Origin of the sequence: Sphingomonas sp. HT-1 (assembly GCF_048568905.1) — a bacterium.
Taxonomy (GTDB): Bacteria; Pseudomonadota; Alphaproteobacteria; order Sphingomonadales; family Sphingomonadaceae; genus Sphingomonas.
Genome location: NZ_CP183770.1, coordinates 3,632,564 through 3,644,332 on the forward strand (window position 1 = coordinate 3,632,564; position 11,769 = coordinate 3,644,332).

The window sequence follows — 11,769 nt, forward strand, 5'->3', positions numbered from 1 at the left end:
GGGGCATATGCGGCGCATTCCGCATCTTCGCTGGTGGATCGTCGGGCTGATCTGCGCCGGCACGATTGCCAATTACCTTGCGCGTAATTCTTTGGGCGTGCTGGCGCCGGAACTGAAATCGGTGCTGCACATGACGACGCAGCAATACAGCTATGTCGTCGGCGCATTTCAGCTCTCCTATACGGTAATGCAGCCAATTGCCGGCATGATCGTCGATCGGGTGGGGCTTCGCGCCGGCTTCGCGCTGTTCGGCGTCGCCTGGTCGGTCGCCAACATGCTCCACGCTTTTGCCGCGGGATGGCTGGGCCTGTTGTTCTTCCGCGGACTGCTGGGGCTTGCCGAAGCGGCGGCGGTGCCATCGGGGATCAAGGCGATCGCCGAATGGTTTCCGTCGCGCGAGCGATCGGTGGCGGTGGGCTGGTTCAATGCCGGCACGTCGCTGGGCGCGCTGCTGGCGCCGCCGGTGGTGGCGATCGTTTCTATCTGGGCGGACTGGCGCATCGCCTTCGTGGTGACCGGCGCGGTCGGACTCGTCTGGGCTGCAGCATGGTATCGCTGGTATCGCAGTCCGGCCGCGCATCCGGCAATCACGGATGCCGAACGGGCGCTGATCGCCGCCGACCGGCCGACCGGGCCGGCGCGACGTGCCTCTGCGCGGGAGATACTGAGCACTGCCCGCTTCTGGATCATCGCCGTTCCACGCTTCCTGGCCGAGCCCGCATGGCAGACCTTCAGCTTCTGGATCCCGCTTTATCTGGCGACGGAGCGCGGCATGGATCTGAAGCAGATCGCGCTGTTCGCCTGGCTGCCCTTCCTTGCCGCAGACCTCGGCGGCGTGCTGGGCGGATATCTTTCGCCCTTCCTGGTCCGGCGTTTCCGCATGCCGCTGATCGCGTCGCGCGTGGCAGGGGTCGCGTTGGCCGCGGTGTTGATGATCGCGCCGGGCTGTATCGGGCTGGCGTCCAGCCCTTATGTCGCCATCGCGCTGTTCTGCGTCGGCGGTTTCGCCCACCAGATGATCTCGGTGCTGATCAACACCCTGTCTGCTGACGTCTTCACGGCGGAAGAAGTGGGCGCCGCCAACGGCTTCATTGGCCAGGCTGGCTGGATTGGTGGCCTAATGTTCTCGCTGCTGATCGGCCAGTTGGCCGATCGCGTCGGCTATGCCCCGCTGTTCGGCATGCTTTCCGTTTTCGACATCCTCGGCGCGATCGTGCTGATCGCCGGCCTGCGCCACCTTCGCCTTCCGGAGCCTGTGAAATGAGACGCGCCACGCTTTCCAATCCCCCGCGCTTCGCCGTCGCCGGGGAGGGGCAGGGGCGGATCACACTCAAAGCGGATACCGGCGCCGTCGCGCATCTGTTCGTGCTGGAGCCGGACGTGATGCGCCTGTTGCTGCTGGCAGACGGCACCGTCACCAGCCCGCCCAGTTGGGCGATCGCACCGGGCCAGGACGACATTGCCGATCCAGGTCGCGACCGGATGGACGTCAGCGGCTTTGCCTGCCCGGCCTATCGGCGGACGGAAGATGCCGAGCGGCTGGTGGTAGAAACCGATCACATCCGCCTGAGCGTGCAACTGCACGGGCTCCACTGCCGCTGGGAACAGCACGACGGCGAGGGCTGGCGGCTGATGGCGGAGGATCGGCCTACCCAGGCCTATGATTTCGGCTGGTGGGACGGAAAGGCGCATCATTATGTCGCGCGCCGGCCGGGCGAGCGCTTCTACGGCCTCGGTGATCGCACCGGCGATTGCGATCGCGCCGGCCGCAGCTTCCGCCTCACCAATCTCGATCCAATGGGCTACGACACGGAGCATAGCGACCCGCTGTACAAGTCGATCCCCTATGTGCTGGTGGCGGATGCGGAGGGGCGCTGCCACGGCGCCTTTTACGACAGCGTCGCCGATATCGCCTTCGATTTCGGGCGTGAGTTGGACAATTATCACGGACTGTTCCGCCATGTCGTGGCCGAGCACGGCGATATCGACCTGTGGATGATCGCCGGTCCGGATCCGCTGGCGGTCACGCAGCGCTTCACTTGGCTCACCGGCCGGCCGGCGCTGATGCCGCGCTGGTCGCTCGGATATTCGGGTTCGACCATGACCTATACCGACGCGCCCGACGCGGCGGCGCAGATGGGCGGTTTCCTCGAAAAGCTGGCCGAACACGATATCGGCTGCACCTCGTTTCATCTTTCGTCCGGCTACACGTCGATCGGCGACAAGCGTTACGTGTTCCATTGGAACCGGGAGAAGTTTCCCGATCCCCAGGCATTCGTCGCAAGCTATGCCGATGCCGGAGTGGCGCTGGTGCCGAACATCAAGCCGGCGCTGCTGCGCAGCCATCCGCTGTACGATGCGGTTGCGGCGGCCGGCCATTTCGTCGCGGACGAACAGGGCGTCCCGGTGGAGGCGCAGTTCTGGGACGAAGTGGGCAGCTATGTCGATTTCACCAACCCGGCCGCCGCCGCTTGGTGGCGAGGGCAGGTGCGCAGTGCGTTGCTGGACCAGGGGATCGTCGCGACCTGGAACGACAATAACGAATATGAGATTTGGGATGCGCGGGCGCGCTTCGCCGGCTTCGGCGCGGCGATCCCCGCCTCGGCGGCTCGGCCGATCCAGCCGCTGCTGATGACGCGCGCCTCCCGCCAGGCGCAGATCGAGGCGCGTCCGGCGCAGCGCCCCTATGTCGTCACCCGCTCCGGCATGGCCGGGCTGCAGCGCTATGCCCAGACGTGGAGCGGCGACAACCGCACCGAATGGAAGACGCTGCGCTACAATGGCCGCATGGCGATTGGCTTGGCGCTGTCCGGCGTTTCGAACAGCGGCCATGACGTAGGCGGCTTTTCCGGCCCGGCCCCGTCGCCGGAACTGCTGGTGCGCTGGGTGCAGGCGGGTGTGCTGATGCCGCGCTTCAGCATCCATAGCTGGAACGACGATCGCACCGTCAACGAACCGTGGATGTATCCGGAGGTGCTGCCGGCGATCCGTTCCCTGATGGCGCTGCGTCAGCGGCTGGTGCCGTTCTTCTACGATCTGCTGCACCGCTACCATGCCGAGTATGCGCCGATGGTGCGGCCGACGTGGCTCGATTTCCCGCACGATCCGCGGGCCTGGGCAGAATGCGACGAGCATCTGCTTGGCCCCAATCTGCTTGCCGCACCCGTTGTCGAAGCCGGCGCTTCGGCACGGAACCTCTACCTTCCGGCCGGTACGGAATGGATCGACGTGTGGAGCGGCGAGCGCCTGTCGGGCGGCGCGACGGTCACGGTTGCGGCGCCGCTCGACGGGCCTCCGCCGCTGTTCGCGCGGGCGGGTTCGGCGATGCTGGTGGACCTTGGCGAACCCGGCTGGCGCCCGGGCGCGGCGCGGCGCGGCCTGTGGCTGTTTCCGCCCCGCGACGGCGCCTTCACCTGCGATGCGATCGAAGATGACGGGGATGGGCACGGGCCCGTGACGCGCTGGCAGGTCGAGGGCACCGCTTATGCCGACACGGTGACGTTGCGGCTCAGCGTCGAAGGCGGTGCGCCGAGTGGCGACCGCGCGCTGCTGCTGCTGCTGCCTCCCGGCGACCATCGCGCGGTTGATGTAGATGGCGTGGTCGCGACAAGTGTTGCTTCCGAGCAACGCACGGGGGTCAAAGTCATCGTCTGACGGTGATCACGGAATTTCAAAAAGTTCGGTGGTGAACGTTAACCTCGGAGTGACGATCCTAAAACTAAAGGGCGGGACCTACTCGCGGGCAAAGGGGAGTATTATGAAGGCACTACATCTGAGCGCATGTCATTTTGCAATCGTCGCGTCGTTGACCGCGGGGGCGGCACAGGCACAGACCAGCGACGTGGCGGCAACCACTGCCGCGACGGGTGTCGCGACGGTGCAGGCGGCCGCCAAGCCGGCGCAGGATGACGTCGAAATCATCGTCACCACCACGGCACAGAAGCGTTTCGAAAACATTCAGAACGTTCCGCTCGCGGTGCAGGTGGTCACGCCCGCCCTGCTGGAAGCGCAGGGTGTTCGCAATTTCCAGGATCTGGGCAAGGTCGCGCCGTCGCTGACCATCCGACCGGCCGAGCATCCGGTGAATGCCAACGTCTCGCTGCGCGGGGTGGGCACCTTCGCGTTCGGCATCGGCGTCGAATCAAGCGTGGCCGTGACGGTCGACGGCGCTGCGCTGGCGTTCCAGGCGCGGGCGTTCACCGATCTGCCCGACGTGGCCCAGATCGAAGTGCTGCGCGGTCCGCAGAGCACCCTGTACGGCAAGGCGGCGTCGGCCGGTCTGATCAAGATCATGACCACGCAGCCCACCAACGACTTCCATGTCAAGGCGAACACGACCGTCACCGACGACAATGAATATGGCGGCAATTTCAGCGTCAGCGGTCCGATCAACGACAAGCTGGGCTATGTCTTCTCGGCCAGCTATTCGAACTGGGACGGCAATGTCCGCAATCTGTTCAATGGGCAGAACGTCAATGGCCGCGAAACGCTGAACACTCGCGGCAAGCTGCGTTGGAAGGCGGATCCCGACGTCGTCTTCACGCTTTCGGCCAATTATCTGAACGGCAACACCACGGTCGGCCGTCCGTTCGTCCGCATGGCGCCGGGCGCGCTGTTGCGCAATACGGCAGGCCAGACCAGCAACGTCACCATGCCGGGTGTGACGATCAGCCCGATGAACCAGACCGTGAGCAACGATTATCCGTCGCGCACCAAATATTGGGGTTATGGCGGGCTGCTTCGAACCGACATCAATATCGGCAAGCTGCAGGTGCTGGGTCTGACCAGCTATGATCGCTTCCGCCTGGACGACTATTTGGACCACGACGATACGTCGTCGGCCACCATCAAGAACCTCCAGATCGGTGCGTTCAAGTCCAAGCTGTTCACGCAGGAAATCCGTCTGCTCTCGCCGGGCACCGATGCCTTCCGCTACGCGCTCGGCCTGTACTACGCCAACACCCAGTTCCAGCGTCCGTTCAAGCGCGGTCCGGTTTACTCGCTTGCTGATTGGTATGCGACCGCGGGCTCGCGCCAGGTTGCCGCATTCGGCCAGATTGACTGGGAATTCGTTCCGAAACTGACTGCCACGGTCGGCGGTCGCATTCAGAACGAGCGCGTGGAATATACCTTCCGCGACAATATTCCGAAGACCAACTATGCCGGCCACGCCAGCGACACCGCCACGACCTATCGCCTGGGCATGAATTATCAGGTGACACCGGACGTGATGGCGTTCGGCAGCTACTCGACGGGGTATAAGGGCCAGACCTACGATCTGACCACGGGCTTCAACCAGAACCGCGCAGCGGCAGGCCCGATCCGTCCTGAGCTTTCGAAGGACAAGGAACTCGGCATTCGTACCCAGTTCTTCGATCGCCGGATGACGTTCAACGTAACCTATTTCGATACGAACTACACCGATCTGCAGGCGCAGACGATCGAAACGCTTGCGGACGGAACGAGCAACTTCCGTTTGACCAACGTGGGCGGGCTGAACACCAAGGGCCTGGAATTCGAGACTGCGGCCCGGATCACGCGGTATCTGAGCCTGAATGCCTCAGCGACCTATCTGGATGCGACCTATACCTCGTTCCCGGCGGCACAATGCTATCCGTTGCAAACTGCGGCGCTGGGTTGCGTGGGTTCGCCGGCAAGCCAGAACCTGACCGGCACCCGTGCCGTGCAGGCACCGGAGTGGAAGACGTCGGCAGGCATCGATTTCACGCCGCCCATCAACGACAAGTTGAGCGGCGTCGCGCAGATGAGCTGGCAGTATCAGTCGAGCGTCTATTATGCGGCGCGCGATCCGCAACAGTTCCAGCCGGCGTTCAGCATCTTCAATCTCGCCTTGGGCGTGCGCGAGCACAACCGGCGTTGGGAAGCGACCGTGTTCGTCAGCAACCTGTTCGACAAGCAATATTATCCGTCGCTTGTGAACTCTGCTGGTAACTGGGGCAACCAGATCGCGACGCAGGCGATCCTGCCACGCGATTTCCGCCGATTTGGTGGGATCCGTTTCAGCGTGAACTACTGATCTGAACGAGACCGAGGCGGGAACGATGTTCCCGCCTCTTTCGCCTTTGGGGATCGGCGAAGTATGAAGATGATGGGGATCGGCGCTGCCGCATTGGCGGCGCTTTTGGTCGGGCCCGGCCCGATCGGGGCGCAGCAGGCACCGGCAACGCCGCCGGTGGATGCGCCCGAACTGGCGGCGCTTGGCGCGTATCCGGTGGGTGTGGCGGACCTGGAGTTTGTGCAGCCCGGGCAAGCCGATGCGCTGCAAGGCGCGAACGAACCCGCCATTGTCGACCGCCACATTTTGTTGAAACTCTGGTATCCCGCGACTGCCGCCGGGCCTGGCACGCGCTATCGCACCGCGCTGCCGGGCGAGCATGGCACCGACGTCGCCTTCGAGGTGCCCGGGATCGCCACGCCGCAGGCGGCGGTCGCGAAGGGGCGCTTCCCCCTCGTCATCCTGGCGCACGGCTATAGCAACACGCCCGAAGTGCTTTCCTGGCTGGGCGAGAACCTTGCCAGCAAGGGGTATGTCGTCGTCGCGCCCGCCTTCCGCGATCCTTCTATCACCATCCGCACCGCTGCTGCTGCTGCTGGCCCGCTTTCGCGCCGTCCGCTCGACATCGCCTTCGTTGCTGCCGAAGCGCAGCGCCGCGCGCGTGCCGGCACGGGCCTGTTCGCCGCTGCCGACGCGGCGCGCACGGCGCTGATCGGCTATTCGATGGGCGGTTATGGCGTACTCACCGCCGCGGGTGCGCCGCTGGACCCCGGCCTTGCGGGCGCGACGCGCGGCGTGCTGGCGCCCTTCGTCGCGGGCGCGCCCAGGGCGGCCCAACTCAAGGTCACGGATCTGAAGGCCGTAGTGGCGATAGCGCCGCCCAACAATTTGCGAGGCGTGCGCCTGTGGGCGCCGCCCGGTGTCGCCGAAGTGCGCGCGCCCACCTTGTTCATCGTCGGCAGTCAGGACCATGTTGTCGGCTATGATCCCGGCGTGCGGACGCTGTTCGATCAGGCGGTGCACGCGCCGCGCTACCTGCTCACATTCCGCGAGGCCGGCCACAGCATCGCCCTGATCGGCGCGCCGCCTACACTGCGCAACAGCTTCTGGGATGTGGACTGGTTCGAGGATGCCGTGTGGCGCAAGGATCGGCTGATGGCGATCCAGGCGCATTTCATCACCGCCTTTCTCGACCGCTACGTGAAGGACGATCGCGCCCGGGCGACCTATCTCGACGGGTTGGTTCCCAATTCCAACGACGGCCGCTGGCCGGACGCGCCCGGTGGCCGCTATGCCGGCTATAGCCCCGGTGCGCCGCAGGCGACGTTGTGGAAGGGATTTCAGCCGAACAAGGCCTCGGGAATGTCGATGGAATTCAAGCCGATCGGCCCCTAGACCCATCGGCACGCAGGCAATTGCAGGTTATTCGGAAAGCGGGCATGGCCGCAGCGGCGATGCCCGAACAAGGGGAATGGATATGCGCTGGCTTCACTCGATCGGATGGCTCACCATGGCATCGCTGGGGCTTGCCGCCCCGGTGCTCGCGCAGGAAACCGGCAGCGATCTGCCCCAGGCGACGGCGGCCACCGGCCCGCTCCTGGTCTCTGCGGACATGCGGGCGGGCACGGACCTTTCCGGCCCCTGGCATTATTCGATCGACCCCTATCGCTCCGGCATCGCCGGCTTCCACGGCAGCGCCCCCGATCGTGGCCAGCAGCGCCACCGCGAGATCGACGCCCGTGCCGAAATGGCGGGGGACAACCGGGTGCTGTACGAGTTCGATCTCGCCAACTCGCCCGTCACCACATTGCCGTCCTCCTGGCTGACCCAGTCGCCGGCGATGCGCCATTATCAGGGCCTGGTATGGTATCAGCGCCAGTTCCAGGTTCCGGCCAAGCGGCAGGGTCGCCAGTTCCTGCGCTTCGGCGCCGCCAACTACACCACCTATGTGTTCGTCAACGGCAAGCCGGTCGGCAAGCACGAGGGTGGGTTCACGCCCTTCGCCTTCGAAGTGACCAAGCTGCTGCGCGACGGCAGCAACCAGATCACCATCGGCGTGGATTCGCAGGCGACCGAAACCACCGTGCCGCCGCCGGTGACCGACTGGGAGAATTATGGCGGCATCACACGCCCGGTGCGACTGATCTCCACGCCCGACACCTATGTCGACGATGCCTGGGTGCGGATGACCCGCGACGGCAAGATCGCCGTCGACGCGCATCTCGACGGCCCCCGCGCCGCCAACCAGACGCTGCGGCTGCGGATCAACAGCCTGGGCGTGGAACTGGCGGGCAAGACCGACGCGAAGGGCGATTGGCGCGCCACGCTGGCCGCGCCGCGCGCACTGCAGCGCTGGTCGCCGGAAAGTCCCAGGCTGTACGACGTGACCATCACCGCCGGCGCCGACGAATGGCGCGACCGGATCGGCTTTCGCACGATCGAAACGCGCGGATCCCAGATCCTGCTCAACGGCAAGCCCGTCTATCTGCGCGGCATCTCGATGCACGAGGAGGAACTGGGCACCGATCCCACCCGGGCGATGAGCCCCGCGGCCGCACGCGCGCTGCTGAGTGAGATCAAGGACGGACTGCACGGCAACTTTGTGCGCCTGGCCCATTATCCCCATGCCGATGTTACCCTGCGGGTGGCGGACGAACTGGGCCTGATCGTGTGGAGCGAAGTGCCGGTCTATTGGCTCGTTGCATGGTCGAATCCCGGCACGCTGGCCACCGCGCGCAACATGATCGCGGAGAACGTGCTGCGCGATCGCAACCGCGCCTCGATCGGCATCTGGAGCGTCGCCAACGAAACGCCGGTCACCGATGCGCGCAACAGTTTCCTGCGCACGCTGATCGCCGATGTGCGGAAAATGGACGACACCCGGCTGGTAAGCGCGGCCCTGCTCGTCGAGCGCGATCGCAGCGCAGCCAAGCCGGTGATGACGCTCGCAGATCCGCTCGCGGACTCGCTCGATGTGCTGTCGATCAACACCTATAACGGCTGGTACACCGGCGACCGGCTGAACGACCTGCCATCCAGCGTGTGGAACGTGCCGGCAGACAAGCCGCTGCTCTTCTCCGAATTCGGGGCGGATGCGAAGGCGGGCTTTAGCGATCCGGTCCACCAGCAGAAATTCTCCGAGGAATTCCAGACCGAATTCTACCGCAACACGCTGGCCATGGCCGCGCGGATCCCGACGCTGCAGGGCATGTCGCCCTGGATCCTGAAGGATTTCCGCTCGCCACGCCGCCAGCACCCGGATTTCCAGCAAGGCTGGAACCGCAAGGGGCTGATCTCGGAAACGGGCCAGCGCAAACCCGCCTTCGACGTGCTGGCGCGCTTCTACACCGAAAAGGCCGCCGCGCAGAAGTGAACGGCAATCGGCGCCGGATCGATCCGGCGCCGCAGCCTCAACACTCCACCACGTTCACCGCCAGGCCGCCGAGGCTCGTCTCCTTGTATTTGGAGCGCATGTCGAGGCCGGTCTGGCGCATCGTTTCGATCACGGCGTCGAGCGATACCTTGTGCGTCCCGTCGCCGTGCAGCGCCAGCATCGCCGCGTTGATCGCCTTCACTGCGCCCATGGTGTTGCGCTCGATGCAGGGAATCTGCACCAGCCCGCCGATCGGATCGCAAGTCAGCCCCAGATTGTGCTCCATGCCGATCTCGGCGGCATTTTCGATTTGCGCGTTGCTGCCGCCCAGCGCCGCAGCAAGCCCCGCCGCGGCCATCGAGCAGGCGACGCCCACTTCGCCCTGGCACCCCATCTCGGCGGCCGAGATCGAGGCCTGGCGCTTGTAGAGGATGCCGATCGCCGCCGCGGTGAGCAGCAGGCGGCGGCTGCCCGCCTCGGTCGCGTTGCCGACGAAGCATTCGTAATAGCGCAGCACCGCCGGGATCACCCCCGCCGCGCCATTGGTAGGCGCGGTGACGACGCGGCCGCCGGCGGCATTCTCCTCGTTCACCGCCAACGCCCACAGGCTCACCCATTCGAGCACCGAGGCGGGCTCGACGCGGGGGCCGCGCGCCATCAGCTTCTGGTGCAGTTTCCGCGCGCGGCGGGGTACTTCCAGCCCGCCGGGCAGGATGCCGTCCTGCACCATGCCGCGATCCATGCACGCGTTCATCGCCGCATGGATACCGTCGACAAAGGCGAGCGTCGCGGCATCATCGCGCCAGCCGCGCTCGTTGGCGAGCATCAGCCCGGCGATGTCGAGGCCGAGCTCATCGCAGCGCTGCAGCATCTCGCGGGCGCTGGCGAAGGGGTGGTTGGTGCCGGCGGAGAGCCCGGCCGCGTCTTCTTCGCCCTCACGCCGGATCGCGCCGCCGCCGACCGAATAATAGGTCCGCTCCAGCACTGCGCCGTCGACCAGCGTCGCGCGCAGCTTCATGCCGTTGGGGTGGCCGGGGAGGAACTGGCGCTTGCGGAACTTGATGTCGGCGTCCGGGTCGAATCCCACCGACGCGGTGCCGCCCAGCAGGATGCGACGCTCGGCGACGATCGTCGCCAGCATCGGCTCCACCGCATCCGGATCGACGCCGTCGGGCCGCTCGCCCGCGAGGCCCAGGATCACCGCGCGATCGGTCGCATGGCCCCGCCCGGTCAGCGCCAGCGAGCCGAACAGCTCGCAGCACAGCTTGGTGACGCTGCGTCCATCCGCAACCACCCAGGCGGCGAAGTCGCGCGCGGCGCGCATCGGCCCCACGGTATGCGAGCTCGACGGCCCGATGCCGATGGTGAACACGTCGGTGATGCTGATCGGCCCTGCATTCGGCCCGACGCCTTTGGTCGCCACGGAACCCGTCTCCTGAAACACTCGGTTGCGGGCCCCTTCTGTCCGTTTGCCTGAGATCGCTATCCCGTCGGCGGGCGCGCGCGGCGCCACTCTCCAGAATGTGGTGGCCGGAAGGTCCTTTTGCCTGAGAGTTTCCGGGGCGGTTGCTCCTTCGGCGATCCGGTTTCCCGGATTCTCTCCCTTTCCGACAGCTTGTGTTTCGCCGTGGGGGCGCTGGCTGTCAAACCCTGATTGGCCGAAGTGCCTCGAGCGCCTGGAGGAGCTCGGCATAGGAATCGATCACCGCTTCGGCGTTGAGCGTCGCGACCGGCACTGCCGAGAAGCCGAAGCTGCACGCGATCACCGGCAGGCCGGCGGCCTGTGCCGATTGCACATCGTAGATCGAATCACCCACGAATGCAGCCGGCCCCCCGCAGCGGCGCAGCATCTCCAGCATCGGCGCAGGCGAAGGTTTTGCGGTGCCGGGGCCTAGCGTATCGCCGCCGATCACGCAGGCGAAGCGGGGGAGAAGCCCGGTCGCCTTCAGCAGCGGCAGGGTAAGCGCCTCCGGCTTGTTGGTGACCACCGCCAGCGCGACGCCGCGCGTCCCCAGCGTGTCGAGCGCCGCGATCATGCCCGGATAGGGGTGGCTATGATTGGCGATATGCGCGGCGTAGGCGTCGACGAAGTGCTGGTGGAGGCGCTCTACCGTGCCTCTCTCGCCGCCGCCGGTCGCCCGCACCGCCTGCTCCAGCAGCACCCGCGCACCGCGGCCCACCATCCCCAGCACCTTCGCCATCGGCAGGGCGGGGCGGCCATCGGCTACCAGCACCCGGTTGAGCGCGGCAGCGATGTCGCCACTGGTGTCTAGCAGCGTTCCGTCGAGATCAAAGCCGATGGTGGCGAAGGGAAAAGCGGCCATGGCCCGGCCATGGCACCGCCATGCTGGAAAAGGCAACCGATGCGTGGCAGGTGCCA

The 11,769-nt window shown here is 66.0% G+C and carries 7 protein-coding genes and 1 riboswitch; of the genes, 5 read left to right on the forward strand and 2 right to left on the reverse strand.

Annotated elements, in window-relative coordinates; translation table 11 throughout:
• Nucleotides 1-7 precede the first annotated feature (7 nt).
• The 5 genes from ACNFJ7_RS17175 to ACNFJ7_RS17195 all read left to right on the forward strand — a co-directional run bounded on the left by ACNFJ7_RS17175 (nt 8) and on the right by ACNFJ7_RS17195 (nt 9,389).
• Nucleotides 8-1,264, forward strand: a complete 1,257-nt coding sequence (locus tag ACNFJ7_RS17175; protein WP_019368574.1) for an MFS transporter — start codon at nt 8-10, stop codon at nt 1,262-1,264.
• On the forward strand, nt 1,261-3,654 hold the full coding sequence (locus tag ACNFJ7_RS17180) for a TIM-barrel domain-containing protein (protein WP_058805486.1): 2,394 nt from the start codon (nt 1,261-1,263) through the stop codon (nt 3,652-3,654). Before ACNFJ7_RS17175 ends, ACNFJ7_RS17180 begins: the two co-directional genes overlap by 4 nt.
• Nucleotides 3,655-3,757: 103 nt before the next feature.
• Complete coding sequence (locus tag ACNFJ7_RS17185; RefSeq protein ID WP_082664511.1) at nt 3,758-6,037, forward strand: TonB-dependent receptor; 2,280 nt, start codon at nt 3,758-3,760, stop codon at nt 6,035-6,037.
• Between the two features lie 63 nt (nt 6,038-6,100).
• Nucleotides 6,101-7,411, forward strand: coding sequence for an alpha/beta hydrolase family protein (locus ACNFJ7_RS17190; RefSeq protein WP_019368577.1), 1,311 nt, complete (start codon nt 6,101-6,103; stop codon nt 7,409-7,411).
• A gap of 82 nt (nt 7,412-7,493) precedes the next feature.
• Nucleotides 7,494-9,389, forward strand: a complete 1,896-nt coding sequence (locus tag ACNFJ7_RS17195; protein WP_152997936.1) for a glycoside hydrolase family 2 protein — start codon at nt 7,494-7,496, stop codon at nt 9,387-9,389.
• 37 nt (nt 9,390-9,426) lie between these two features.
• Here the strand turns inward: ACNFJ7_RS17195 and ACNFJ7_RS17200 are convergent, their stop codons facing one another.
• Entirely contained in the window at nt 9,427-10,812 is a 1,386-nt protein-coding gene (locus ACNFJ7_RS17200; RefSeq protein WP_026008967.1) for an L-serine ammonia-lyase, read from the reverse strand.
• Nucleotides 10,813-10,914: 102 nt separating this feature from the next.
• Nucleotides 10,915-11,004: riboswitch (glycine riboswitch) on the reverse strand.
• A gap of 28 nt (nt 11,005-11,032) precedes the next feature.
• A complete protein-coding gene (locus ACNFJ7_RS17205; protein ID WP_019368580.1) occupies nt 11,033-11,713 on the reverse strand; it encodes an HAD hydrolase-like protein in 681 nt (226 codons plus the stop codon).
• Between the last annotated feature and the right edge of the window lie 56 nt (nt 11,714-11,769).